This window comes from Vibrio kagoshimensis, assembly GCF_050337535.1.
Classification (GTDB): domain Bacteria; phylum Pseudomonadota; class Gammaproteobacteria; order Enterobacterales; family Vibrionaceae; genus Vibrio; species Vibrio gallaecicus.
Window position 1 is genome coordinate 275,409 of record NZ_JAKJSZ010000005.1, and the last position, 25,540, is coordinate 300,948.

General features: G+C 39.9%; 23 protein-coding genes and 1 riboswitch. Of the genes, 12 read left to right on the top strand and 11 right to left on the bottom strand.

What is annotated here, in order from left to right; translation table 11 throughout:
• Positions 1-205: 205 nt before the first annotated feature.
• Together L4C37_RS06185 and L4C37_RS06190 are read left to right on the top strand one after the other, a co-directional pair.
• Positions 206-1,225, top strand: coding sequence for a porin (locus L4C37_RS06185; RefSeq protein ID WP_429768133.1), 1,020 nt, complete (start codon positions 206-208; stop codon positions 1,223-1,225).
• Positions 1,226-1,297: 72 nt separating this feature from the next.
• Entirely contained in the window at positions 1,298-1,960 is a 663-nt protein-coding gene (locus L4C37_RS06190; RefSeq protein ID WP_429768134.1) for a DUF2057 family protein, read from the top strand.
• A 3-nt stretch (positions 1,961-1,963) separates the two neighbouring features.
• Here L4C37_RS06190 and L4C37_RS06195 read toward each other — a convergent pair whose 3' ends face one another.
• Complete coding sequence (locus tag L4C37_RS06195) at positions 1,964-2,650, bottom strand: pseudouridine synthase (protein ID WP_429768135.1); 687 nt, start codon at positions 2,648-2,650, stop codon at positions 1,964-1,966.
• A gap of 339 nt (positions 2,651-2,989) precedes the next feature.
• On the opposite strand from L4C37_RS06195, the gene L4C37_RS06200 reads away from it, so the two are divergent.
• Complete coding sequence (locus L4C37_RS06200; RefSeq protein WP_429768136.1) at positions 2,990-5,215, top strand: NADP-dependent isocitrate dehydrogenase; 2,226 nt, start codon at positions 2,990-2,992, stop codon at positions 5,213-5,215.
• Between the two features lie 128 nt (positions 5,216-5,343).
• Here the strand turns inward: L4C37_RS06200 and cspD are convergent, their stop codons facing one another.
• A complete protein-coding gene (gene cspD / locus L4C37_RS06205; protein WP_167493998.1) occupies positions 5,344-5,565 on the bottom strand; it encodes a cold shock domain-containing protein CspD in 222 nt (73 codons plus the stop codon).
• Between the two features lie 511 nt (positions 5,566-6,076).
• Here cspD and clpS point away from each other — a divergent pair.
• On the top strand, positions 6,077-6,397 hold the full coding sequence (gene clpS / locus L4C37_RS06210; protein WP_137372465.1) for an ATP-dependent Clp protease adapter ClpS: 321 nt from the start codon (positions 6,077-6,079) through the stop codon (positions 6,395-6,397).
• Positions 6,398-6,439: 42 nt separating this feature from the next.
• Complete coding sequence (gene clpA, locus L4C37_RS06215; RefSeq protein ID WP_137372466.1) at positions 6,440-8,710, top strand: ATP-dependent Clp protease ATP-binding subunit ClpA; 2,271 nt, start codon at positions 6,440-6,442, stop codon at positions 8,708-8,710.
• Positions 8,711-8,941: 231 nt separating this feature from the next.
• Here the strand turns inward: clpA and infA are convergent, their stop codons facing one another.
• The 3 genes from infA to aat all read right to left on the bottom strand — a co-directional run bounded on the left by infA (position 8,942) and on the right by aat (position 10,650).
• Positions 8,942-9,160: a translation initiation factor IF-1 gene (gene infA / locus L4C37_RS06220; RefSeq protein ID WP_001040192.1), complete on the bottom strand. Its 219-nt coding sequence runs from the start codon at positions 9,158-9,160 to the stop codon at positions 8,942-8,944.
• A gap of 81 nt (positions 9,161-9,241) precedes the next feature.
• Entirely contained in the window at positions 9,242-9,940 is a 699-nt protein-coding gene (locus tag L4C37_RS06225; protein ID WP_137372467.1) for an arginyltransferase, read from the bottom strand.
• A complete protein-coding gene (gene aat / locus L4C37_RS06230; RefSeq protein WP_137372468.1) occupies positions 9,937-10,650 on the bottom strand; it encodes a leucyl/phenylalanyl-tRNA--protein transferase in 714 nt (237 codons plus the stop codon). The genes L4C37_RS06225 and aat overlap by 4 nt, the downstream gene beginning before the upstream one ends.
• Positions 10,651-10,706: 56 nt before the next feature.
• On the opposite strand from aat, the gene L4C37_RS06235 reads away from it, so the two are divergent.
• Both L4C37_RS06235 and aroA read left to right on the top strand, forming a co-directional pair.
• Positions 10,707-11,162: an outer membrane lipoprotein gene (locus tag L4C37_RS06235; RefSeq protein ID WP_429768137.1), complete on the top strand. Its 456-nt coding sequence runs from the start codon at positions 10,707-10,709 to the stop codon at positions 11,160-11,162.
• A 163-nt stretch (positions 11,163-11,325) separates the two neighbouring features.
• Positions 11,326-12,606 carry a 3-phosphoshikimate 1-carboxyvinyltransferase gene (gene aroA / locus L4C37_RS06240; protein WP_429768138.1) on the top strand — a complete coding sequence of 427 codons (1,281 nt, stop codon included), beginning with the start codon at positions 11,326-11,328 and terminating at the stop codon, positions 12,604-12,606.
• Positions 12,607-12,654: 48 nt separating this feature from the next.
• Here the strand turns inward: aroA and L4C37_RS06245 are convergent, their stop codons facing one another.
• Positions 12,655-12,909 carry a YciN family protein gene (locus L4C37_RS06245; protein ID WP_137372471.1) on the bottom strand — a complete coding sequence of 85 codons (255 nt, stop codon included), beginning with the start codon at positions 12,907-12,909 and terminating at the stop codon, positions 12,655-12,657.
• A gap of 437 nt (positions 12,910-13,346) precedes the next feature.
• Here L4C37_RS06245 and topA point away from each other — a divergent pair, with 437 nt between their 5' ends.
• The 4 genes from topA to L4C37_RS06265 all read left to right on the top strand — a co-directional run bounded on the left by topA (position 13,347) and on the right by L4C37_RS06265 (position 20,220).
• On the top strand, positions 13,347-15,980 hold the full coding sequence (gene topA / locus L4C37_RS06250) for a type I DNA topoisomerase (RefSeq protein WP_429768139.1): 2,634 nt from the start codon (positions 13,347-13,349) through the stop codon (positions 15,978-15,980).
• Positions 15,981-16,468: 488 nt separating this feature from the next.
• Positions 16,469-17,728, top strand: coding sequence for a glucose-1-phosphate adenylyltransferase (glgC, locus tag L4C37_RS06255; RefSeq protein ID WP_257217084.1), 1,260 nt, complete (start codon positions 16,469-16,471; stop codon positions 17,726-17,728).
• Complete coding sequence (gene glgA / locus L4C37_RS06260) at positions 17,718-19,172, top strand: glycogen synthase GlgA (RefSeq protein WP_429768140.1); 1,455 nt, start codon at positions 17,718-17,720, stop codon at positions 19,170-19,172. The genes glgC and glgA overlap by 11 nt, the downstream gene beginning before the upstream one ends.
• A gap of 250 nt (positions 19,173-19,422) precedes the next feature.
• Positions 19,423-20,220 (top strand): alpha/beta fold hydrolase, encoded by a 798-nt coding sequence (locus L4C37_RS06265; protein ID WP_137372475.1) that lies wholly within the window; start codon positions 19,423-19,425, stop codon positions 20,218-20,220.
• A gap of 67 nt (positions 20,221-20,287) precedes the next feature.
• On the opposite strand, the gene L4C37_RS06270 is transcribed toward L4C37_RS06265, so the two are convergent.
• The 5 genes from L4C37_RS06270 to torD form a co-directional block, all read right to left on the bottom strand.
• Complete coding sequence (locus tag L4C37_RS06270; protein WP_137372476.1) at positions 20,288-20,644, bottom strand: putative signal transducing protein; 357 nt, start codon at positions 20,642-20,644, stop codon at positions 20,288-20,290.
• Complete coding sequence (locus L4C37_RS06275; RefSeq protein WP_137372477.1) at positions 20,644-21,324, bottom strand: TVP38/TMEM64 family protein; 681 nt, start codon at positions 21,322-21,324, stop codon at positions 20,644-20,646. The genes L4C37_RS06270 and L4C37_RS06275 overlap by 1 nt, the downstream gene beginning before the upstream one ends.
• A 129-nt stretch (positions 21,325-21,453) precedes the next feature.
• Positions 21,454-22,044 (bottom strand): TfoX/Sxy family DNA transformation protein, encoded by a 591-nt coding sequence (locus L4C37_RS06280; protein WP_273296956.1) that lies wholly within the window; start codon positions 22,042-22,044, stop codon positions 21,454-21,456.
• Positions 22,045-22,151: 107 nt separating this feature from the next.
• A riboswitch (cyclic di-GMP riboswitch) is annotated at positions 22,152-22,236 on the bottom strand.
• Between the two features lie 157 nt (positions 22,237-22,393).
• Entirely contained in the window at positions 22,394-23,398 is a 1,005-nt protein-coding gene (gene purR, locus L4C37_RS06285; protein WP_429768141.1) for an HTH-type transcriptional repressor PurR, read from the bottom strand.
• 322 nt (positions 23,399-23,720) lie between these two features.
• Entirely contained in the window at positions 23,721-24,368 is a 648-nt protein-coding gene (torD, locus tag L4C37_RS06290; RefSeq protein ID WP_273296954.1) for a molecular chaperone TorD, read from the bottom strand.
• 237 nt (positions 24,369-24,605) lie between these two features.
• On the opposite strand from torD, the gene torR reads away from it, so the two are divergent.
• Positions 24,606-25,319, top strand: coding sequence for a two-component system response regulator TorR (torR, locus tag L4C37_RS06295; RefSeq protein ID WP_137372481.1), 714 nt, complete (start codon positions 24,606-24,608; stop codon positions 25,317-25,319).
• Positions 25,320-25,540: the final 221 nt, after the last annotated feature.

Genomic DNA, 25,540 nt, shown 5'->3' on the forward strand with positions numbered 1-25,540 from the left:
TGCAATGTGGTGTAAGTATATGATTTATATTTATTTTCATATTTTTAGGTTTATTTTTTATCTTATTTGACAGTCAGAATAATCTTTTGCAATCTAGACCTCGAAATTTAGTGGCAGTGACTAATCAACAAAGATTGATAGGCACGGTCATAAAAAGGGAACCGGGCAAGGATCTCCCATTCTTAGAAAAGGCAGTGGATTTATTATGAAAAAAACTCTATTAGCACTTGCTGTAATGGCAACTGCAGGAACAGTAAACGCGGCAGAAGTATTTAAATCTGATGAAGGTTCAGTCGATTTTTACGGTCAGCTACGTCCAACACTATTATTTTTAGAAGATAAAGAAGCTGAGCTAAACACTAGCTCTTCTCGTACTGGCGTAAACGGTGTTTACGTTGCTAGCGATAGTTTGAAAGTATTGGGCGAAGTTGAAATCGGCGTTGCACTTGGTGATAACTACGGTGCTGGTTCGGATTCAAGCGAGCGTACTGATGATACAGTTTTTGTACGTCGTCATATCATTGGTTTTGATATGGGTGACATGGGTACTATCCGTATCGGTAAAGAAGGTACTTACGCCGATGATGTTTACGGTGCTGATTACTCATACTTCTTTGGTGGTTCTGCTCTTCTATATGGACACGCTTGGAATAATGACTCACAAGTTAAATATGCATTAGATACAGAGCAATTTTGGCTAAAAGCTGGTTACTCTTTCGGCGAAGATAATACTAATGAAGAAATTCGTGAAGTATTTGTAGGTAAAGCTTTCGGTGACCTATCTGTACACGCTGGTGTTCTTTCTTCAACAAATAAAATTGCTGTTACTGGTGTAGCGCACGATACTGAAAATCTATCATTTGAATTTACGGGTGAATATGCTCTAGGTGAACACACGCTAGGTGCGACATACTACAACAATTCAAATGAAGATAAATCAGCTAACACAACTGTTGACTCTCACGGTATCTCTTTAGCTGGTATGTTCGCAGTTGCTAACAAAACAACTTTATACTCTGGTTATGAGCTAGTATTATCTTCTTCTGATGCTGCTGGTACTGTAGACGGTGATGCTTCTCGTTTCTACGCTGGTGTTGAATACAAGTTCTCTAAATGGGCTCGTGTTTTTGCAGAAGGCGGATATGTGTTTGAAGAAACAACAACAGCAGACACAAAAGTTGATAGTAAGACAGATTTTGGTCTAGGTGCCCGTTTCTACTGGTAATAAGTAGAACAAAAAACATTCGAACCCAGCTATATGCTGGGTTTTTTTACATCTAACATAGGACAGTCCACCATGCGCTTATTATTAACAATTACATTAACATTGGCTATGTGCACCAGTTTTCAATCTATTTCTGCATCTATACTATATATTCCTGATACCGTCTCTTTGTTAGCTGTCAATATGGAGAAGCCTGAGACCAAAGGTGGCTTTTTTTCTGAGAACACAACTTTAGAGTTACCTAACGGTATGAATCAGATCGTTTTTAAATACCAGACTGAATTTGAAATTGGCGATGTTATTAAAACAGTCTATAGCGATGCTGTAATTGTAAAATTTAACTCATCAAATGAAGAGCTTGTGTTTGAATTACCATCATTTTCGTCTTACAGGCAAGCAGAGAAAGGTATGTTCCCATTAAAATGGAAACTGCTAGATAAGAACGGCGAAAGTATCATATTGACTCAAGACACGCTTTTATCAAGTGGGGTTCAACTTGGGCGGAACTACCCTCAGGAGGCGAGAAATTATAACATTGCGGGAGGCTTAGCTAGTGTTCCAGTAACGTATGTGGTGGCGAATCAATTTGAAAAAACCATCGCAGCCTCTGAATTAACTCAAACTTCAGTAAAATGGGATAATCAACCGTCGATTGAGCAATTCAAGGAAATGTATAAGGAATTGTCTCTAGAAGAAAAAAATGAACTAAAAGAATGGATAAACAGACAAAAATAGTGGTTAATTTTCGATCTGTCGCCATTCTCCAGGCTGTAAAGATTTTAGCTCCATTGTGCCCATGGAGTAGCGAATGAGCCTAAGTGTTGGGAAACCTATATTCGCTGTCATGCGGCGAACTTGACGGTTACGGCCTTCAATAATAGTAATAGATAACCAAGTTGTCGGAATCGTTGCTCTAAAGCGAACAGGTGGCGTTCTTTCCCAAACTGTTGGTTCTGCTATTATTTCTATTTCAGCTGGTAGTGTTTTTCCATCTTTTAGCTCGACACCTTTTCTCAATTTTTCTAAATCTTCCTCAGAAGGGCTACCTTCAACTTGAGCCCAGTAAGTTTTAGGTGATCTTGATTTAGGGTCAGTTAATTTTGCTTGGAAAATACCATCGTTAGTTAAAACCATTAACCCTTCGCTATCGCGGTCTAATCGACCTGCAGCATAAACATCTTTAACAGGAATAAAGTCAGCCAGTGTTTTTCTACCTTCACCGTCGGTGAATTGGCTCAATGTGTCGAAAGGTTTATTAAAAAGGATAACTTTTCTATCTTCTAAGGACACTTTTGGTTTGGTGCTTGTCTTCTTTACTCTGTGCTTACTAGATGAGGCTTTTCTTTTCGAATCACCCTGTTTGAAAGTTGAACGAGTACGTGATGGTTTGTCAGAGTTATTTACGCTGCGTGAGCGAGTAGACATGTTAACTACCTTGCAAAAATGTAAATGAAGTGTACCGAAAAGTTTTAACGGAAACTGAATTGAGCTATCATTTGCGCGCCTAAAAGACACAAAACATAACAAGTTAATGGACTATCGAGCCAAATTTGTTTAAGTATAACGTGTTTCATTATAACAACGCACTCACGGATTTAGTTCATGTGGCTTTAACAGGCAGCATGGAAAATAAGATAGAGTGCGATAATCGCGTAAGTACTTTCTGGCGAATATCACAATACTATTGGCGTTATCGTCACTTACCGGTCAATTTACACGGTCTCACTATTTGGAGTGAGCTTGTTAGAACTATAGGGAAATTTCATGCCTACTGAAAAACCAACCATCATCTATACCATTACAGATGAAGCTCCAGCATTAGCCACTTATTCTTTGCTGCCAATTATTCAGTCTTTTACTGCTTCTTCTGGTATCAATGTTGATACTCGTGATATCTCACTTGCTGGGCGTATTATTGCAAACTTCCCAGAGCACTTAAAAGAAGAACAACGAATTGGTGATGCTCTTGCTGAGCTTGGAGAATTGGCGAAAACGCCTGAAGCAAATATTATTAAGCTTCCTAACATCTCTGCATCTGTACCACAGCTTCAGGCTGTAATTAAAGAATTACAAGCAAAAGGGTATGCATTACCTAATTACCCAGAAGAAGCGAATACATACGAAGAAAAAGCAATTAAAGCGACATACGATAAAATTAAAGGTAGTGCGGTAAACCCAGTGTTACGTGAAGGTAACTCTGATCGTCGTGCTCCTCTTTCAGTTAAGAACTACGCAAAGAAAAATCCACACTCAATGGGTGCATGGGCGGCTGATTCGAAATCTCATGTTGCAAGCATGGAAGATAAAGACTTCTTTGGTAGTGAAAAATCAACGACGATTGAAGGTGCTACAGAAGTAAGCATTGAATTCGTTGGTGCAGATGGTAGCTCTAAAACTCTTAAGCCTGCTTTCGGCTTGCTAGACAAAGAGATCATCGATACATCTGTTATGAACAAAGCCGGTTTAGTTGAGTTCTTTGAAAAAGAAATTGCTTCAGCTAAAGAGCAAGGTGTTTTGCTTTCTCTACATATGAAAGCAACAATGATGAAAGTTTCAGACCCAATTATCTTTGGTCACGCAGTTAAAGTGTACTATAAAGATGTGTTTGCTAAATATGGCGAACTGTTTGAAGAGCTTGGTGTTGACGTGAACAATGGTCTTGGTGATGTATACGCGAAGATCGCCTCTTTACCGCAAGATAAGAAAGAAGAGATCGAAGCAGCTCTATTAGCTGTGTATGACACTCAACCAGCGCTCGCTATGGTTGATTCAGATCGCGGTATTACAAACTTACATGTCCCTAGTGACATCATTGTTGATGCATCTATGCCAGCAATGCTGCGTTCTTCAGGTCAGATGTGGGGACCTGACGGCAAGCAGAAAGATACGAAAGCAATGATCCCTGATCGTAGCTATGCAAGCGTATACCAAGCTGTTATTGATTTCTGTAAAGAAAATGGTGCATTTGATCCAACAACAATGGGTAGTGTACCTAATGTTGGCTTGATGGCTCAAAAAGCAGAAGAGTATGGTTCTCATGACAAAACATTTGTTTTAGACGCTGCTGGTAAAGTACAAGTTGTCGATGCTTCTGGCTCAGTGCTACTTGAGCAAGCGGTTGAAGAAGGTGACATCTTCCGTATGTGTCAGGTTAAAGACGCGCCAATTCAAGATTGGGTTAAATTAGCCGTTACTCGTGCGCGTGCTTCAGGCGTTCCAGCTGTATTCTGGCTAGATAGTGCTCGTGCACATGATGCTGAACTGATTAAGAAAGTAGAAGCTTATTTGCCAAACTACGATACTGATGGTCTTGAGATTAAAATTCTTGCTCCATTAGAAGCGACGCAATTCTCTTTAGTTCGTATCAAAGACGGTCTAGATACGATCTCTGTTACAGGTAACGTTTTACGTGATTACCTAACAGATTTATTCCCTATTTTAGAGCTTGGTACTTCAGCTAAAATGCTATCAATTGTACCGCTTATGAATGGTGGTGGTTTGTTTGAAACTGGCGCAGGTGGTTCTGCTCCAAAACACGTACAACAAGTTGAAAAAGAAAACCATTTACGTTGGGATTCTTTAGGCGAGTTTCTTGCGTTAGCTGCATCTTTAGAGCACTTAAGTGTTGTAACTGGTAACGCTAAAGCTAAAGTACTTGCTGACGCACTTGATAAAGCGACAGGGGAGTTTTTAGACAATAACAAATCACCTTCTCGTCGTGTAGGTGAACTTGATAACCGCGGTAGCCATTATTTCTTAGCTGCTTACTGGGCAAAAGCTCTGGCTGAACAATCTGTAGATAGCGAGCTTTCAGCTGAGTTTGAAGAAATTGCTTCTAAACTTGCTGAAAATGAAGAAGTGATTGTTGCGGAGCTAAATGATGCACAAGGTCCTGCTGGTGATTTGGGCGGTTACTACTCGTTAGATGATAATTTGACGTCTGCTCTTATGCGCCCAAGTACGACTCTGAATGCGCTTATCAATGCGTAATTTTAATCAAGCGTCATTCTTACGCTAACGATTGAATATAAAAAACCCGCCAGTTGGCGGGTTTTTATTTATAAGCGTTTTGATAGCAAATAGATGAAAGTGCTTAGTTCTTCTATTTAACTGTATTTCTATTTGGCGGCGCTTGCTTCAACGGGCACCACAGAGCTTGCATGAGAGCCTTTTGGACCTTTCTCAATCTCATAGTCAACTTGTTGACCTGCTTTCAAAGTACGGTAACCGTCCATTTGAATTGTTGAGTAATGTGCGAAGATGTCACCGTCTTCACCTTCAGGGCAAATGAAACCAAACCCTTTGGCGTTATTAAACCATTTTACTGTACCTGTAGCCATGCTATACATCCCTCATGCATTTTGTTACTGATGTTGTGTTTACTCTACTAACTCTTGGTTAGTGATATGAATTTCTTTGCCAATTGCTTCTCAGTTAGCGACTTTCCTGTCGATATACATATTTTATTTTAAGTGAGCAATGTGGTGAATAAAAAACCACTTAGCACCAATGTAGCTAATGAGCGAGCACAGTCAATAGTTAAATGGTATAAAAATTAACAAATTTGCTAACAAATCAACCTTGAGAAAGACAACTTTTCATCAACTTAAAGGGAACTGAGGTGTTGAATGATGTCTTTAGTGAATACTGATGGTGTCTTTTTAATCAATCACATATGTTAATCTTGTTAATAGACAGGTTTTATTTGCAGCGATGCAAATGGTGGATTAGGCTCATTAGTAGGGAATGCATTTTTGAGCACCTTTCTTAGTACACCGCATTGCAGGGATGTGATAAATTAGTTTGAACACTCTTCGTAATTTCCCGAGACAGAACCTTAGCAAAACTGACATGAGTAAAAATTTTGAATGGGCATCTCCAGGCTCAGATTTACTGGAGAAAGAAACAACTAAAGTTAAGCCGCCGGCTCTGTACAATGTTGTACTGAATAACGATGACTACACGCCGATGGATTTCGTAATTGAGATACTTGAGCGCTTTTTCTCTCTAGACATCGAGAAAGCAACGGATGTAATGCTTAAGGTTCATTATGAAGGTAAAGCAATTTGTGGCACATATAGTGCAGAAATTGCAGAAACAAAGGTAGCGCAGGTAACGATGTACTCAAAGGAAAATGAACATCCGCTACTATGTACAATGGAGCAAGCGTAAAGAATTGCTTGGACAACAAAGTTGTTCCCTTAGGAGGTACTTATGCTAAATAAAGAACTAGAATCGAGCTTAAATGGCGCATTTGCTCGTGCGCGTGACAAGCGTCATGAGTTTATGACTGTCGAACACCTCCTACTCGCATTATTAGAAAATGATGCAGCGAAGGAAACTCTTCAAGCCTGCCAGGCTGATTTAGACGCTTTGCGTCATGAACTCGATATTTTTATCGACCAAACAACTCCCCTTATCCCAGAAAATGATGAGACACGTGAAACTCAGCCGACATTGAGCTTTCAACGTGTTCTACAACGTGCTGTTTTTCATGTGCAATCTTCCGGTCGAAGTGAGGTTACTGGGGCAAATGTACTTGTTGCTATCTTTAGTGAACAAGAATCTCACGCTGCATATCTACTTAAAAAGAATGATATTAGCCGTTTAGACATTGTTAATTTCATTTCACATGGTATTACCAAATCAGGAAACGATAGTGAAGATCTTTCGTCATCAGATTCTTTTGGCTCAGAAAGTACCGAAGAGGTCAGTTCAGAAGACCGTCTTGAAAGTTTTGCTACGAACCTGAACGAAGTGGCTAAGCAAGGTAATATTGACCCGTTAATCGGTCGTGATAAAGAGCTTGAGCGTACTATTCAAGTACTTTGTCGCCGCCGTAAAAACAACCCGCTACTCGTTGGGGAAGCTGGTGTAGGTAAAACTGCGATTGCTGAAGGTTTAGCTTGGCGTATTGTTGAAGGGCAAGTTCCAGATGTAATCAAAGATAGCGTTATCTATTCGTTAGATATTGGTTCTTTATTAGCTGGTACTAAATACCGTGGTGACTTTGAGAAACGTTTTAAAGCGATTCTCAAGCAACTTGAGAAAGAAGAAGAAGCGATTCTATTCATTGATGAAATCCACACTATTATTGGTGCGGGAGCGGCTTCTGGTGGTCAAGTAGATGCGGCTAATCTTATTAAGCCATTACTAAGTAGCGGCAAGCTGCGTTGTATTGGTTCGACAACTTACCAAGAATACAATTCTATCTTTGAAAAAGAACGTGCACTTTCTCGCCGATTCCAAAAAATTGACATTGTTGAGCCATCGTTGGATGACACAACTAAAATTCTGATTGGATTGAAGCCTAAATATGAAGCGCATCATGAAGTTCGTTATACAAATAAAGCACTTCGTGCAGCTGTAGAGCTTTCGGCTAAATACATCAATGAACGTCACCTTCCAGATAAAGCCATCGATGTTATAGATGAAGCTGGGGCACGTAGCCGCTTAGCACCTGCCAGCCGTAGAAAGAAAACAGTTGGAGTGGCAGATATTGAAGCCATGGTTGCAAAAATGGCTCGAATTCCAGAGAAATCTGTGTCTTCATCTGATAAAGACATCCTTCAAAAGCTTGATAACAAGATGAAGATGTTGGTGTTCGGGCAAGATCCTGCGATTGATGTCTTAAGCGAAGCCATTAAACTCACTCGTGCTGGTTTAGGTGCAGAAAATAAACCTGTTGGCTCTTTCTTATTTGCTGGTCCTACTGGTGTTGGTAAGACAGAAGTCACTGTTCAGCTTTCAAAACTACTTGGTATAGAGCTACTGCGTTTTGATATGTCTGAATATGGTGAAAGACATTCGGTAAGTCGTTTAATCGGTGCTCCTCCTGGTTATGTAGGTTATGACCAAGGTGGTTTATTGACTGATGCAGTTATTAAACACCCTCACTCTGTAGTACTTCTTGATGAAATTGAGAAAGCTCACCCAGATATCTTTAACTTGCTATTGCAAGTGATGGATAACGGTACTTTGACTGATAACAATGGGCGTAAAGCTGATTTCCGTAATGTGATTCTAGTGATGACGACCAATGCGGGTGTAGCAGAAACTGAGAAGAAATCTATCGGTCTTATTCAACAAGATCATGCTCCAGATGCGATGGGTGAAATTAAAAAGCTCTTTACCCCTGAGTTTAGAAATCGCCTTGATAACATCATCTGGTTCAATAATTTAGACCAAACGGTAATTCACCAAGTCGTAGATAAATTCATTGTAGAGCTTCAGGTTCAATTAGATGCTCGTGGTGTATCTTTAGAGGTTGCTGAGGATGCTCGTCATTGGTTAGCTGATAAGGGCTACGATAAAACCATGGGGGCGCGTCCAATGGGACGTGTTATCCAAGATAAGCTGAAGAAGCCACTCGCTAATGAACTGTTGTTTGGAAGCTTGATTGATGGTGGTACCGTAAAAGTATCACTGAAGAAAGATAAATTGCATTTTGATTACTTAGGTGCAAAAGAAGAAGTCATGCATTAATTACACTTAATGTAAGGTTACTTTTGATATGAAGACGTCCGTGTGCTTTGAGCATATGGGCGTTTTTTTATGTTCTAGTATACAAGGAGCATGTAAGGGAAGAGATAAGTGTAATACGTGCAATTGTTCTTTGCCTTGCAGTCATAATCGTAGTTGTGGCTGTATTACATTAACTGCAATAAAAAACGGAGCAACTAAGCTCCGTTTTTTATTGTATTCGCTAATTAAAAATTAACGAGCACGGAAGACGATGCGACCTTTAGAAAGGTCGTATGGAGTCATCTCAACAGTTACTTTGTCACCCGTAAGAATACGGATGTAGTTCTTACGCATTTTGCCAGAGATGTGAGCTGTCACTACGTGTCCATTTTCAAGCTCAACACGGAACATTGTGTTTGGTAGAGTATCAAGGACTGTGCCTTGCATCTCGATTACGTCTTCTTTAGCCATCTAATCCTCTTTCGAAACTTGGCTGTTTTTAACGGACTCGATTAGCCGCTAAAATCAAAATATGTAAAGTTGTCGCGTATTCTACCCTTGCCACAACTGATTTACTAGCCTTTGATGCCCTTGAAATCGTACTTTGTAGTTCATCGCTGGGCATTCATCTATCTGATACCCCAAATATAACCATTGTTTTTGGTGTTGTTGGGCGTGTTGGATTTGATAAAGCACCCCTAAAGTGCCTAAAGAGAGCTCAATGTCGGGGTCGAAAAAAGTATAAAAAGCACTGGTGCAGTTACTCATAATATCGGTAACAGCGATAGCAATAAGCTTGTTCTCGTCATAAATATGCAAGAACTGAGTCGTGAGCCAGTGATTTTTAGAAAACTGCAAAAATTCATTTTGCTTCGGCGGGTACATACTACCAGTACGGTGACGAATCGTTATATAACGGCTATATAAGTCAAACCATTGTTCATCCATCGTATCTTTTAAAACCCAGCGAAACGATTTTGCCTTGTTGAGAAGTCGCCTCTGGCTTTTGGAAAACGAAAAGTTAGGAATCGCCAGGCGAATCGCGTTACAAGAATTACACTTATCACAATGGGGTTTATACATAGTAGACCCACTTCGACGAAACCCATTAGCTAAGAGTACTTCATAGTTCTCAGGAGTATGCATATGTTCATCAAGCGCTACTGCGACTCTTTCTTCATGATCAGGTAAGTAACTGCACGCGTGATTGTCTGTTAACCCTATTTTTATTTGTTGTAAATCTGAACTCATGCAGGTGAAACCTCTAACCATTGAGGAGTAAAACAGCCGTCTTTTAATTTATTTCTTTGTAATTGTAGTAAGGAATCGAGAAATTCTTCACGGTCCACTTCAATTGCACCTAAAGACTCCAAATGAGGGTTCATGACCTGGCAATCAATAATTTGCCCACCAAACTCAGAAAAATGTTGGCAAAAATACCACAATGCAACTTTTGAGGCGTTAGTTTGAGTGCTAAACATCGACTCACCACAAAAAACATGACCTTGAATTAGTCCATAGAGCCCGCCAATAAGCTGGTCGTTTTGCCATACCTCAACGGAGTGACACTGTTTTTGCTGAGCGAGCTCGATGTAAGATCTTTGCATATCTTTGTTCAGCCATGTTTCTTCTGCTGGGCGTAATGCCGAGCAAAGATGTATCACTTTGTCTGTGGCTTGATTTATGCTGACTTTATATTTGTGTTTTTTTTGAAACTTTTTAAGACTTTTAGCTGGTTTGAAGGTCTTAGGATAAAAGAGAGCCCGTGGTGCGGGGCTCCACCACAAAATGGGTTCTCCAGGACCATACCAAGGAAATATGCCTTGGCTGTACGCTTTTAAAATTCTTTGGGGGGATAGGTCACCACCAAAAGCTAACAGACCATTTGGGTCGTCTAATGCGTCAAAAGGTGATGGAAATTCTAGATTGTTGGTATCAAGCTCAGTTAAATATATAGTCATAATAGTCGCGTTAAGAATTATTACCGAATCTTCAAATGGCGTTTAGGAGAATAACAATGAAGAATTTTTTGTGGATTTTACTTGTTTTACCCATGTTGGCAAATGCTGGTTATAGCCGTAACCAAGCCAAGCAAGTAAAAGAAGTCGTTTACGGCAAGGTTGATTCAGTTCGATATATAACTCAGGAAGAGGTCATACAATCGAAAAGTAGCGGTTGGGAAACACTACTTGGTGCAGCTGTGGGGGGGCTAATTGGTAACCAATTTGGTGGAGGCACAGGGAAAGAAGTTGCTACTGCGGTTGGTGCTATTGCTGGCGCAGGTGTGGCTCATAATCGTGGTAACACACAATATAAAGTTGAATATAAATTGGTAGAGCTCTTGGTTGAGACTGACAAAGGGAAGCTAATCAATATTATTCAAGATGTTGACCGAACAATGTTATTTGAGCGAGAAGATGAAGTTAGAATTTTGTATTTTACAGATGGAGTCAGGGTTGATTTGGTGTACTAAATTTAAAGTAGGATTGGTTGACTAAATATTCACCTTTAAAGGTGAGATTAGCTCTGGAGTTCGGTCTTGAATTTCGATAGTCTGCTAGTACGAAGAATTATTCATTGCTTGATAACCCAGCGCCTAGTCGCATGTTCAAGTGATACAAGGACTAATAAATTTAATGGAAAGCCTAACGTTACAACCAATTCAGAAAGTGAACGGTGAAGTAAATTTACCTGGTTCAAAAAGTGTTTCGAATCGTGCATTGCTGCTAGCTGCATTATCTTCAGGTAAAACAAGACTAACTAACTTACTTGATAGTGATGATATTCGTCATATGCTGAATGCACTCACTCAGTTAGGTGTTAACTACCAGTTATCTTCAGATAAAACTGTGTGTGAAGTTGAAGGGCTTGGTGGTGTATTTGAAGCTGATAAAACATTGGAACTATTTCTAGGTAATGCCGGTACGGCAATGCGTCCACTTGCTGCGGCTTTGTGTCTTGGTAAAGGTGAATTCGTATTGACTGGCGAACCTCGCATGAAAGAGCGACCTATTGGACATTTAGTCGCTGCGCTTCGTACCGCGGGTGCGGATGTTGAATATTTAGAAAATGAAGATTTCCCCCCTCTTAAAATTAAAGGGACAGGCTTAAATAGTGGTCGAGTTTCAATTGACGGTTCGATCTCTAGTCAGTTTTTAACCGCATTCTTAATGGCTGCTCCTTTAGCTGAAGGTGAAATTCGCATCAATATTGAAGGCGAATTAGTTTCTAAACCGTACATTGATATCACTCTGCACATAATGAAACAGTTTGGTGTTGAAGTGATTAATAACGACTATCAAGAGTTCGTTATTCCAACAGGGCAGCAGTATGTCGCGCCGGGTGATTTCCTTGTTGAAGGTGATGCCTCTTCTGCTTCATATTTCCTAGCGGCTGCAGCGATTAAAGGTGGAGAAATAAAAGTTACCGGAATTGGTAAAAATAGTATTCAAGGCGATATTCAATTTGCCGATGCATTAGAAAAAATGGGCGCTGAAATTGAGTGGGGTGATGACTATGTTATTTCTCGCTGTGGAGAGCTGAAAGGCATCGATATGGATTACAACCATATTCCTGATGCAGCAATGACTATCGCGACAACTGCTCTTTTTGCGACAGGTACAACCGCTATTCGCAATGTGTATAACTGGCGAGTAAAAGAAACAGACAGATTAGCTGCGATGGCGACAGAATTACGCAAGGTTGGAGCTGAAGTTGAAGAGGGTGAAGACTACATTATAGTGAAGCCTGTTGCACAGCTAAAGCATGCGGAAATTGACACATATGATGACCATCGCATGGCAATGTGCTTCTCGCTTGTTGCGTTAAGTGATACACCAGTAACCATTAATGATCCTGGGTGTACATCCAAGACATTTCCTAATTACTTTGACAAGCTAAAAGTGCTGAGTCAGTAATGTAAAAAGCTTGCCTAAATGGCAAGCTTTTTTCTTTGTTCTCAGTCTTTATTTGGAATCTTCTAAAGTAAATTCTTTAGATAGATGATGTGCTAAGTATTTGAACATATTAAATACGGCTGTTGTATTAGGTGTAGGTAAACCATTATCGTCTAGAAAGTATTCACCTTTAAATACTAAGACTTCGTCTTTCTCTGTAACACTTGTCGCTCGCATGCCTTCAATGTAGTCAGCGTGAGATTGAATGACTTGGTTTGCGATCAGTAATAGGTCAAATTCAGCAATAACGTTTTTAGTGCTCATGGTTTAATCTCAATAGGCAATTAATAAAACTAGTTTATTGACCGAGTACATAATTTCAATGATTTAACTACACATGATGTGAGAGTTTTCTAATATCAGTAAATTATTTTGTGATTTATAACAAAAATAATTGCATGAAGTTCGCGTTCAAGCAAACTACGCGCATAGTATGTGCTCGTTTTGTTAGTAAAGCCTTACCAATAAAGGCTAGCCCTGTAATTTCAGGCATATGTCGTTACATTCATCTATTGTGTGCCTTTCTTAGCTGAGTCGTCGAATTGTCGAGCAATCAGATCTAATTTTGAAAAAAGCGGTTGATCTTCTAGTAATCTCGCACAATAGTAAAAAAAGAAGCAATGAATTTAGAATATCATGCGTAAAAGCCCAAATAGATTTCTTTGAGCTGAAGCATCGTGATTAAGGACGTTAGAGTCAATATGGGTAAATCGCTCGTTATAGTGGAGTCGCCAGCCAAGGCCAAAACTATCAATAAATATCTTGGCAAGGACTTTGTCGTTAAATCTAGTGTGGGTCACGTACGTGATTTGCCTACTGCTGGTCAAAGTACTGGTAAAAAAGCGGCTGCAGTTTCAACAAAAGGTATGAGCCCTGAAGATAAGGCTCGTATTAAAAAAGAAAAAGATCGTAAAGCGTTGATCAAAAAGATGGGTATTAACCCATATCAAGAGTGGGAAGCGAATTATCAAATTCTACCTGGTAAAGAGAAAGTAGTTGCTGAACTGCAAAAACTTGCTAAAGACGCTGACCACGTTTATCTCGCAACCGATTTGGACCGCGAAGGAGAAGCTATCGCATGGCACCTTCGTGAGATCATCGGTGGTGATGAATCGCGATACAAGCGCGTAGTTTTTAATGAAATTACAAAAAATGCTATTCAGCAAGCTTTTGAAACTCCTGGTGAGTTGAACATTGATGGCGTAAACGCACAACAAGCACGTCGTTTTATGGACCGTGTGGTTGGTTTTATGGTGTCACCGCTGCTTTGGAAAAAAGTAGCACGAGGTCTATCCGCTGGCCGTGTTCAATCAGTAGCTGTAAAACTATTGGTTGAACGTGAGCGCGAGATTAACGCCTTTATTCCCGAAGAGTTCTGGGATGTGCACGCAGATACCAAAACGGCAGATAAAACTGATTTTAGACTGCAAGTCGCTCAGAAAGACGGTGTAGCGTTTAAACCTGACAATGAAGCGCAAACACAAGCTGCAGTAAGCGTTTTAGAAAAAGCGCAATACGAAGTATGTAAACGTGAAGACCGCCCAACGAAGAGTAAGCCGTCTGCACCTTATATTACGTCTACACTGCAACAAGCAGCGAGCACTCGTCTTGGTTATGGCGTAAAGAAAACCATGATGCTCGCTCAACGCCTGTATGAAGCGGGTTACATTACTTATATGCGTACTGACTCGACTAACTTGAGTTCAGAAGCGGTAGAAGCTGCTCGTGAATTTATTGGTTCTGAGTTTGGCGAACAATATCTTCCACCTAAAGCACTTGTATACGGTAGCAAAGAGGGCGCTCAAGAGGCCCACGAAGCGATTCGTCCTTCAAGCGTTGATGTTAAGTCAGATGACCTAAACGGTGTAGACGCAGATGCTCATAAACTTTATTCACTGATTTGGAATCAATTTGTTGCTTGTCAGATGACACCTGCACAATACGATTCAACAACAGTGAGCGTTAAAGCTGATGAATACACGTTAAAAGCGAAAGGTCGTATTCTAAAGTTTGATGGTTGGACTCGTGTTCAACGTCCAATGGGTAAGAACGAAGATACGATCCTTCCGGCAGTGCAGATCGGCGATAAGCTAGACTTAATCGCTCTAGATCCTAAACAGCACTTTACTAAGCCGCCAGCGCGTTTCACTGAAGCAGCTCTAGTAAAAGAGCTTGAGAAGCGTGGTATTGGTCGTCCTTCAACGTACGCATCAATCATCTCGACTATTCAAGATCGTGGTTACGTGAAAGTTGAGCAGCGTCGTTTCTATGCTGAGAAAATGGGTGAAATTGTTACTGACCGATTAGATGGCAGTTTCAATGACCTAATGAACTACGACTTTACGGCTCGCATGGAACAGAAGTTAGACCAAATTGCAGAAGGTGAAACAAGCTGGAAAGGCGTGCTAGATAACTTCTTCACAGACTTTACTGGCGATTTGGAAAAAGCAGACTTAGATGAAGACGCAGGTGGCATGAAGCCGAACCATATCGTGGAAACCGATATTGAGTGTCCGACTTGTAGCCGCAAAATGGGTATTCGTACTGCTTCGACAGGTGTATTCCTAGGGTGTTCTGGTTATGCGCTTCCACCTAAAGAGCGTTGCAAAACAACAATCAACCTGGGTGATGAAGAAGGCATTATCAACGTACTTGAAGAAGACGTTGAAACAGCAGCACTTCGAGCTAAAAAGCGTTGCCCTATTTGTGAAACCGCAATGGATGCTTATCTGATTGATGATAAGCGCAAGATGCACGTATGTGGTAACAACCCTAACTGTGAAGGTTATGTGGTTGAACACGGCGAGTTCAAAGTTAAAGGCTATGATGGTCCGCTTGTTGAGTGTGACAAATGTGGTTCTGACATGGTTCTAAAGAACGGTCGTTTCGGTAAGTACATGGACTGTACGAGTGAAGATTGTAAGAACACTCGTAAGATTCTAAAGAATGGTGAAGTTGCGCCTCCTAAAGAAGACCCAGTACACTTACCTGAATTGCCATGTGAAAATTCAGATGCGTACTTTGTTTTACGTGATGGTGCTTCTGGCCTATTTATGGCTGCAAGTAACTTCCCTAAATCACGTGAAACACGCGCACCTTTAGTATCGGAATTGGTACGTTTTAAAGAACGCATCTCTCCTAAATTCCAATACCTTGCGACTGCACCTCAAGCAGACCCGGATGGTAAGCCAGCAGTGGTTCGATTTAGCCGCAAGACTAAAGAAAACTACGTTCGTACAGAGGCTGATGGTAAGCCTTCAGGCTGGACTGCAATGTATGTTGATGGGAAATGGGAAGTTACGGATAAACGTAAGAAGCCTAAAGCTAAAGATTAAATATTAGAAAAATAAAAGCAGCGACTCTATCGCTGCTTTTTTTTATCTAAAATTTGATGAAAAATATGATTTATTAAATGAGAGAATTTTTTATGTACACAGCAATTGCAAATGTTTGCAGTCAGGTTATTATCGTTGTTGCATAAAGGTTTTGGTATTCATGCAGCTGTAATGAATATTGATTACTATGACTTTACTGGTTATTGATAATTGTATTGAAACTGTACTTTGACTGTTAATTTTTTGTAAACCGTGACGTTTGTAGTGTGAGCTGGTTTAAGTCTTCGAAAAGCAAACGGTTATATAACACAGAATGTCATATTTAAAATTGAAATCGATATGAAAATCGATACCTTATAAAAACAAAGTGCCAATAATAGGGCGCACATAACAACGTTTGGCTTAGTGTTATTCTCATAATTTATGAATGAATATTTACTAAATACCTAAATCTATAGTTAGTATCCATCCCCCGAGATCACTCATATATGGGTACTAACACGACAAGCTATAAGTATATGGAGAATAAAATGGCTGGTGTATTGGGAATGATTCTTGCTGGTGGTGAAGGTTCGCGTTTGAGACCTTTAACCGAATCCCGGAGTAAACCTTCAGTTCCTTTTGGTGGTAGTTACCGCCTGATCGACTTCGCTTTAAATAACTTCGTAAACGCTGATCTTATGAAGATCTACGTACTTACTCAGTTCAAATCTCAATCTCTATTCCACCATATGAAAAAGGGTTGGAATATTAATGGTATTACAGATCGTTTCATCGACCCTATCCCTGCGCAAATGCGTACAGGTAAGCGTTGGTATGAAGGGACTGCAGACGCAATCTACCAGAACTTAGGCTTTATGGAGCTGGAGCAGCCTGATCAAGTTTGTATTTTTGGTTCTGATCATATTTACAAAATGGATATCAAGCAGATGATTGATTTCCATAAAGAGAAAGAAGCTTCACTAACGGTTTCAGCATTGCGCATGCCGCTTGCAGAGGCCTCTGAATTTGGTGTTATTGAAGTTGATGCTGAAGGTCGTATGATTGGGTTTGAAGAAAAACCAGCTAATCCAAAATGCATTCCTGGAGACCCAGAATCAGCGTTAGTTTCAATGGGTAACTATGTTTTTGAAGCCAAAGACTTGTTTGCTGAACTTATTGAAGATGCGGATAAAGAAGGTTCAACACACGATTTTGGTAAAGATATTATCCCTAATATGTTTCCTCGTGGTGATGTCTTTGTTTACGACTTCAGTACTAACCGCATTACTGGCGAAAAAGAGGAAGTGTATTGGCGTGATGTAGGTACGATTGATGCGTACTGGCAAGCTCATATGGATCTCCTGAAAAAGGATGCGCCATTCTCGCTTTATAACCGTAAGTGGCCTTTACATACCTATTACCCGCCTCTACCACCTGCAACTTTCTCTGATTCAGACAATGGACGAGTTCAAATCATCGATAGCTTGGTTTGTAGCGGTAGTTACGTACGTGGTTCTCGTATTGAAAAAAGTGTTCTTGGTTTCCGTAGCAACATCGCATCAACATGTGATATTAGCGAAAGTATCCTTTTAGGTGATGTGAAAGTAGGCGAGGGCTGTGTGCTTCGTCGCGTTATCGTTGATAAAGATGCTGACATTGCTCCTGGAACTCAAATAGGTGTCAACCTGCAAGAAGATAAAAAGCATTACCACGTATCAGATGAAGGTATTGTGGTCATTCCTAAAGGAGCACGCGTTGGCTACTAAGACGTTATCAGTACTTTTTGTAGCGTCAGAAGTTGAAGGCTTGATTAAAAGTGGTGGCTTGGCTGATGTAGCCAAGGCGCTGCCTATAGCGTTACAAACACTTGAGCAAAATGTGCGAGTATGTATTCCCGCTTATAGTAAGATACCTGATGTTGATTCTGCTGAAGTAATTCTTGAATCAGAATTAGAGCATTGGCCTCATACTGCTTATCGCGTTAAGAAGCTGAATGTTGAAGGGGTGGAAGTATTCGGCATTGATTGTCCCAAATACTTTGACCGACCTGAAATGTATGCAGAAAACAACCAAGCTTACAGTGATAATGGCGAACGGTTTTCATTTTTCAGTGCTGCGAGTTTAGACATGTTACCTAAGTTAGGCTTTCAGCCTGATATTGTTCATGCAAATGATTGGCATACAGGTTTTGTTCCGTTCTTACTGAAGTCACGTTACCAGGAACATGAATTTTTTGCTGGAACTCGAAGTGTTATTTCAATTCATAATGCGGTATTCAAAGGTGTATTCACCTATGATGAATTGCAAAATTTTCCAGAGATGCATAGCTATAATGTCCCTGAAGCAGCAGTAAGTGACACTCACGTTACTATGCTAAAAGCTGGTGTATTGTGTGCAGACAAAATCAATGCAGTTAGCCCGACGTATGCTGAAGAGTTGAAAACAGAGCTTGGCAGTCATGGTATGGCTTATGAGTTTCAGCATCGCTCCGATGATTTATTTGGCATCCTGAACGGTTGTGACTACAGCGCTTGGAACCCTGAAACTGATGAGTTTCTGCCTCGCAAGTTTAAAGCAACAATGCATAGTATGGTAAGAGGGAAGTCAGCCTGTAAGCAACAATTACAGGAAGACGTTGGATTACCAATAAGAAGCTGCGCAGTCTATGGAATGGTTTGCCGTTTAACGCATCAAAAAGGCGTTCATTATTTACTGCCAATCGTAGAGCAATTTTTGAAAAATGATCTACAAATTGTGATTGTTGGTACGGGTGACCCAGTTTTGGCTAGTCAGTTGAAAGACTTGGCGGCGAAAAACTCAGATAAGTTTGCTTTCATTGAAGCTTATAGCAATAAATTTGCTCACTTGGTTGAAGCTGGCTCAGACTTTTTTTTGATGCCTTCGGAATTTGAACCGTGTGGTTTAAACCAAATCTACAGTATGGCTTATGGTACTTTGCCAATTGTGCGCAGTGTTGGCGGCTTGAAAGATAGCGTAAATGATTATGACGAAAACTCTGAGCTAGCGACGGGCTTTGCGTTCAATGAACCAACTCCTTCAGCACTGCTTAATGTTCTTCATCGTTCATTACTGCTTTATGCTCAAAACCCACAAGAAATCAAACGTGTTCAGCTTTATGCAATGCAACAGAACTTTAGCTGGGAACAAGCAGCTGAAGAATATCTAGAGATGTATAGAACTGCGTTTTAAGTTTTAGATTAAACTATTGTGATTAATAGAGGCGCTCTTAAGTTAGAGCGCCTTTTTATTTGTTGTCAGATCTGATTGTTTATATTAGTAAGATGCTTGAAATATAGACAAATTTTAGGTGTGATGAAGTGGTGAGTCATTCATTTAACTAATGATATGATTGACATTGTCATCACTTAGCCCGTTTAATAGCGTGCTAGCCTAGCCCCCTAAAGCTCAATGTGAGCATAACGTGATTTAAGCGAAGGATATGTCAGAGACTTTATTATTCCATAAAACATTCACACACCCGACCAGCGATGAGTGGGTGGTCTTTGTGCATGGAGCTGGTGGCAGTTCATCTATTTGGTTCAAGCAAATAAAAGCTTACAAGGAGCACTTTAATTTACTGTTAATCGACTTACGTGGACATGGTAAATCTAATGCTTTGTTAAAAGAGCTAATAGCCAACCGATATACCTTCAAAGCTGTAACTCTTGATATTTTGAAAGTGCTCGACCATTTGAAAATTCGTTCTGCTCATTTCGTCGGCATGTCTCTTGGAACGATAATTGTACGTAATGTTGCGGAAATTGCAGCAAGTCGAGTTCGCTCAATGGTGCTAGGAGGAGCTGTAACTCGCCTTAACACCCGTTCACAAATTCTGATTAAGCTTGGTAACCTGAGTAAGCATATTATCCCTTACATGTGGTTATACAGCTTATTTGCTTATGTAGTGATGCCACAGAAGAGCCAAAAAGAGTCTCGACACTTATTTATTAGAGAAGCTAAGAAACTTTGTCAAAAAGAATTTAAACGTTGGTTCATCTTAACAGCTGATGTGAACCCTATAATGAAGTACTTTAAGGATCGTGAATTACCGATCCCAACATTGTATTTGATGGGGGAAAGAGACTATATGTTTATTCAACCCGTGAAAGAAATGGTTGAGGCACATCAAGCAAGTGAACTAGTGGAAATACCAAATTGTGGGCATGTATGCAACGTAGAGCAACCGGATGAATTCAACAAGCGCTCTATTGCTTTTATACAAAAGCAAATAGCTTAGAAGCTATTTGCTGTAATACTTAGCTTCAAGCTAACAAGAGAGGTTAGCCTTTAGTTAATAATTACTATTATTCAGATGTATTCCTAGGCAGCTCAATTTTAACCTCGCTTTGAGGGGATTGAGCTCCACATTGCCAGCAAGATCCAAATTGTGGCTCATTGTTTTCTCTACAATTCTCGCATACCCATTCTTCAAACTGTATTGATGTCTGTTGTAATTGGTACTCTTCCACAATCACTTTAGCTCTTGGTGCGTACTCAGTATTTGGTAACCAAACGTATGGATCAGTTTCTTCGGTAAAGGGTAATTCACCTTTGAGCCCAAATAGACCTTCTCCTCTTACTTCACACTCCACATTTTCACTTTGTAGAAGTCCACATACAATGTGAGCCTCTGCAGGATTACTCGCAATAAATATTTTCATTATTCAGCCACCGGACCTGAACGAAATTTAGCCATTGCCCATTTTGCTAAAATTGGGAACAAACCAAGCAATGCAAATGAGAGTAAAACGGATGGTGAAACAATACCCGACAATGAATCAATTTCCGCAAGTTGCGTACCTGCATTTAGGTAAACAGCAGTACCTGGAAGCATGCCTAATTGGCTAGTTAAGTAATAGCGAGAGATGGAGATTGGCGTTAGACCCATCAATAAATTAATTAAGAAAAACGGAAATACTGGGATTAAACGAAGTGAAAATAAGTAAAATGCCCCGTCTTTCTCAACACCTTGGTTGATGGTTGCTAACTTGTCACCAAATTTACTTTGTACCCAGTCACGTAATAAAAATCGGCTACTTAGGAAAGCTAATGTAGCGCCAATGGTACTTGCAAATGAAACCAAAACAAGGCTTGCCCAAAAACCGAATAGGGCTGCGCCAAGTAGAGTCACTACCGCGGCGCCAGGGATCGAAAAAGCAGTAATCATGACGTAAACAATGAAGTATATCGCTGCCGCCAGTAAGAAATTACTTTCAATATAGTTATTTAAAAGTACTTGTTGAGCTTTGGCATTCTCTAAAGTTAAATACTGACCAAAGTTGACACCTAGTATGATGATGGTTGCCAGTAGTACGATTCCTAAAATTAGTTTTTTACTCATGAATACTTCCTCTAAATGTCACTTCATATCATTATTATAGTTAGACAGGGAATCAAGGCATTAACTTTCATTGAAAATAAAAAAAGCCACAAATAATGTGGCTTTTGGGTGTGAAAGTGACTGATTAACTTAATTAATTCGGCTGATAAGCTCTTCTCGTCGCTGTTGAGGGATAACAGACCAGTGCATACCCTTTATAGCGCCCTCTAATGCCCATAACAACTCAAGACTTACATCTGATGAATGAGACTGCCTAATAGCGTTGTAGGCATTTACAGAGCCAAATTCATACAGCCTTTCCACTGAATCAATGCCGGCTTTTTTAAGCATCCTTTCAGTCGCAAGTCGAAGGTTTGGGAGATCCTTCAAGCGGTTAGGTTTTGCTGAAGATTGTTCCTTTTTCTCATCTTTTGCGAAGTTTAGAGAAACTTCCGCTAAATTGAGAGTTTGTTGTAGATCTTGCAAAATGTTATCAGGAAGAGCGAAATACTTAGTAACAACAGGAAACCCTCGTTTTTTGTAGACGTACGGTTGAAACCCTTGTTGTTTGAATTGATCCGCAGAGTTTTTATCAGCTCTAATGTGTAGTTGATCATTCACAACTAACGCGAACATAGTTTCGTCAGCAAATAGGCCGAACCCACCAAACATTGAACGCGATTTTATTTTTCCTAGGGACTCAAATAACTTCATCGAGTCCTTTAGTAGTGGTTTATCCATGTGTTTTATCTCGGTGTATTTGAATTATGCCACCAAATAAGCAGGTCCGAGAGAGTAGCAAAATGTTGCTATAAAATGTCAGTTAGCGGTAAATCTTTCATTTTGCCATCGGCAACCCCGCTACCATACCAATATAGGCTTAGGCCGGAGGCTTTGCGTCTCACTCTTTAAAGTGGTTTGCCCTGTGCGTGACTTTTGACAGAATAAGTATTTTGTTGAACAAAGCTCACATTTGAATTTTTAAAGTGTGATACTCATTCAGTAAATGATAGTCGTAATGTGTGACTAAGTGCATTTGTTTTGTTTGTAAAAAAGCGCACTTAAATGTGCGCATTTATGAATGCTTTATTTATTTCAGTGATTTAACTGTGTTTCGTTCCACTATTTCTGGGTGCATTTCGAAAATACGTTTTTCATGGTCTTTATCTTTTATACGTTCTAGCAATATTTCAAAAGCATTTTTTCCAACGCGTCGCTTAGGTTGGTGGACGGTGGTCAGTGGCGGAGAAAAGTATTCAGCCAACTCAATGTTGTCATAACCAATAACTGAAATATCATCAGGGATCTTTAGCCCATTTTGCTGTAGTCGGCTCATTAAACCGAGTGCCATTGTATCGTTAAAACAGAATACTGCTGTTGGGCGGTCTTCCATAGCTACAATCTTGTCTGCAGCAATTACAGCTGTATCACATTCAAAGTTACCTTCAATGATTAAGTCATCATTCAATTCAACTTGTGCTTCATTTAATGCTCGGTGGTAACCTGCAATACGCTCAGTACAAGCCGCTTTATCTAGATGACCACTTAAGCAAGCAATTCGTGTATGGCCTTTTTCTAGTAGGTATTTTGTTGCTAAGTAGCCGCCCTCTTCAGAGTTATCGATGATCTTATCTGCTTGAGAGCTTTCAGGACCCCAATCCATCACTACTTTAGGGATATCCGCGTGTCGATCTAACATTTCACGAAGTTCTTCTGTTAGGTCGGAACACATCACTAAAATGCCATCTACGCGTTTTTCAGCCAGCATGCGAATGTAATCACGTTGTTTCTCGTAAATACCACCTGTATTACAAAGGATCAAAGTATAACCTTGGCGGTAGCAGTAGCTTTCTACACCATCAATGACTTCAGAGAAGAATAAGTTGGTAGATTGAGTAACTAGCATGCCGATAGTACGTGTCGTATTGCATTTTAAGCTACGAGCAACAGCACTAGGTGCATAGTTTAATTCATCAACAGCTTTATTTACTTTTTCTTGAGTCGCTTCTGCAACAAAGCGAGTCTTATTGATGACATGAGAAACAGTTGTTGTTGATACGCCGGCTAATCGAGCGACATCTTTTATAGTGGCCATGATTTTATCCTGTTAAAAGCTACTTTACTAGAGAGTAGGGCAGCAAAGTAGCCGTAAAGCTACCAGAGTGAGAGCACTGGTTAAGTTTTTCTAATGGTATTAAAGTGCTAAAAAACAAAAAACCGCTAATCAGAGCGGCTTGTTTTCAATTTCAAAATGCTCATGATCAGTAAAGCACAACATTTTGATGGTGTTTCATATTTTATCGTTTGCGATCACAATTTTAGACTGACTGGAAAATGACCGCAATAACATTCACCCATAATTATGGGTGAATTGTCACATTTACATCTAAATATTCTATCAATACTAGAATATCGCTTTATTCACCGCTTAGGTATTCTAGATCCAGTTTACAAAAGGCTACGAGCAGTGTTGCAACGCTTGCGTAAAATCCAAATTTATCGAATTCTGTACACTTTGCTTGGAATCTTGGTATCCAAGTAAGTAGGTATTTTTCGATAAACTGTTTTTGTTCAAGGAAGCTACTTTCAAACTCTTCACTGTTTTGATTTTCGTTAGAACGGATGATTAAATTTCCAAGAAAATCGAGTTCAATGGCAATGTGATCCGCTGGTTCATTTAGATCAGCACTAACTCCTACACCATGCTCAGCCATCAGTGTTTCCATGTCTTTTGCAGGTTGACCATTTAGTAGACCAGTATCACCAATATACAAAGATGCATAAGGCAAAGCGGCGTACTTATCGGATTTTAAGAATAAATCACAAAAGTCAGCCGCAAGCTCAAGCTGTTCATCGTCACGATTCTGAGAGCGGTTCAAGGCATCGACGAGTTTATCTATTGCTGGTTTCAGCGTTTCATTTTCGCCTAACCCAGCTAGAAATGAACGAATTTCAACAGACTTGTAATGCTCTAATTCTGATTCTGTTAATTCTTTAGCAAATAAGCTTGATAGCCACCAGTAAATTTCAGCTCTTTTCTCGTTGAATGCTTTCATTTCTTTCATCAATTATTCCTACCTTCATAAGGTGACGCCTAAAAACGGCTGAGATTCAGTGAACAGACTTAAACTTAAGTCGTAATGCCTATATTGAATTGCTCTGAGCGGTAAATAGCAAGGTTTTAGCTTGTCTTGCATCAAAAAAAAACCATGTTTCTGGCTTTTATCTTACTGGCGACTAGAATTGTTACGAGTTATGAATAGAATAGTCAATGAAACTATTAAATAAGAAAAGTGGTGTAGATGAGCTATCACGTATTAGTCGTTGAAGATGATGTGGTAACCCGAAGTAAACTGGTTGGTTACTTCCAGAATGAAGGTTACACAGTGAGCGAAGCTGAAAGTGGCGCTCAGATGAGGGAAGTGTTGGTTCAAAACAACGTTGACCTGATTATGCTAGACATCAACTTACCAGGCGAAGATGGATTGATGCTAACTCGCGAATTACGCAGTCAATCAGACATTGGAATTATTTTAGTCACTGGACGCACGGATAGCATCGACAAAATTGTAGGCCTTGAAATGGGGGCTGATGATTATGTTACTAAACCATTTGAACTTCGCGAGTTGTTGGTTCGAGTGAAAAATTTACTATGGCGCATAGCGGCTGCACGCAAGACAAATACGGCTGCAGTAGAAGAAACGGAAGATGAGACTATTGTACGTTTCGGAGAGTGGACATTCGATATCCCACGTCGCGCATTAAGTAAAAATGGTGAACCAGTTAAATTAACGAAAGCAGAGTATGAGTTATTGGTTGCTCTGTCTTCATACCCAAATCAAGTGTTAAGCCGGGAGCGTATTCTTAATATGATCAGCCACCGTGTTGATGCACCGAACGATAGAACGATTGATGTTTTGATTCGGAGAATGCGTGCCAAGATGGAGTTTGATCCGAAGAACCCGCAAATATTTGTGACAGTTCACGGTGAAGGTTACATGTTTGCGGGGGATTGATTTCAGTTAGTTTGTACAATAATTTGAAAGCTCCACTAGAACAAAATAGAAAGCCGAGGTAATTGTACCTCGGCTTTTTTATTGGACTAAATTCGTAGTGGCTTTTTATCGGTCACAAGCTTTAGCTGCAAAGTTATAAAGTTATAAAGTTATAAAGTTATAAAGTTATAAAGTTATAAAGTTATAAAGTTATAAAGTTATAAAGTTATAAAGTTATAAAG

Coding starts and splice junctions, on each gene's coding strand:
- L4C37_RS06200 (WP_429768136.1), top strand. CDS start 2,990: ATGCCTACTGAAAAACCAACCATCATCTATACCATTACAGATGAAGCT.
- L4C37_RS06225 (WP_137372467.1), bottom strand. CDS start 9,940: ATGAGTTCAGATTTACAACAAATAAAAATAGGGTTAACAGACAATCAC.
- L4C37_RS06235 (WP_429768137.1), top strand. CDS start 10,707: ATGAAGAATTTTTTGTGGATTTTACTTGTTTTACCCATGTTGGCAAAT.
- L4C37_RS06280 (WP_273296956.1), bottom strand. CDS start 22,044: ATGGATAAACCACTACTAAAGGACTCGATGAAGTTATTTGAGTCCCTA.
- L4C37_RS06275 (WP_137372477.1), bottom strand. CDS start 21,324: ATGAGTAAAAAACTAATTTTAGGAATCGTACTACTGGCAACCATCATC.
- L4C37_RS06195 (WP_429768135.1), bottom strand. CDS start 2,650: ATGTCTACTCGCTCACGCAGCGTAAATAACTCTGACAAACCATCACGT.
- L4C37_RS06245 (WP_137372471.1), bottom strand. CDS start 12,909: ATGAGCACTAAAAACGTTATTGCTGAATTTGACCTATTACTGATCGCA.
- aroA (WP_429768138.1), top strand. CDS start 11,326: ATGGAAAGCCTAACGTTACAACCAATTCAGAAAGTGAACGGTGAAGTA.
- infA (WP_001040192.1), bottom strand. CDS start 9,160: ATGGCTAAAGAAGACGTAATCGAGATGCAAGGCACAGTCCTTGATACT.
- L4C37_RS06190 (WP_429768134.1), top strand. CDS start 1,298: ATGCGCTTATTATTAACAATTACATTAACATTGGCTATGTGCACCAGT.
- L4C37_RS06185 (WP_429768133.1), top strand. CDS start 206: ATGAAAAAAACTCTATTAGCACTTGCTGTAATGGCAACTGCAGGAACA.
- glgC (WP_257217084.1), top strand. CDS start 16,469: ATGGGTACTAACACGACAAGCTATAAGTATATGGAGAATAAAATGGCT.
- cspD (WP_167493998.1), bottom strand. CDS start 5,565: ATGGCTACAGGTACAGTAAAATGGTTTAATAACGCCAAAGGGTTTGGT.
- torD (WP_273296954.1), bottom strand. CDS start 24,368: ATGAAAGAAATGAAAGCATTCAACGAGAAAAGAGCTGAAATTTACTGG.
- clpS (WP_137372465.1), top strand. CDS start 6,077: ATGAGTAAAAATTTTGAATGGGCATCTCCAGGCTCAGATTTACTGGAG.
- clpA (WP_137372466.1), top strand. CDS start 6,440: ATGCTAAATAAAGAACTAGAATCGAGCTTAAATGGCGCATTTGCTCGT.
- topA (WP_429768139.1), top strand. CDS start 13,347: ATGGGTAAATCGCTCGTTATAGTGGAGTCGCCAGCCAAGGCCAAAACT.
- torR (WP_137372481.1), top strand. CDS start 24,606: ATGAGCTATCACGTATTAGTCGTTGAAGATGATGTGGTAACCCGAAGT.
- L4C37_RS06270 (WP_137372476.1), bottom strand. CDS start 20,644: ATGAAAATATTTATTGCGAGTAATCCTGCAGAGGCTCACATTGTATGT.
- L4C37_RS06265 (WP_137372475.1), top strand. CDS start 19,423: ATGTCAGAGACTTTATTATTCCATAAAACATTCACACACCCGACCAGC.
- purR (WP_429768141.1), bottom strand. CDS start 23,398: ATGGCCACTATAAAAGATGTCGCTCGATTAGCCGGCGTATCAACAACA.
- aat (WP_137372468.1), bottom strand. CDS start 10,650: ATGACTATATATTTAACTGAGCTTGATACCAACAATCTAGAATTTCCA.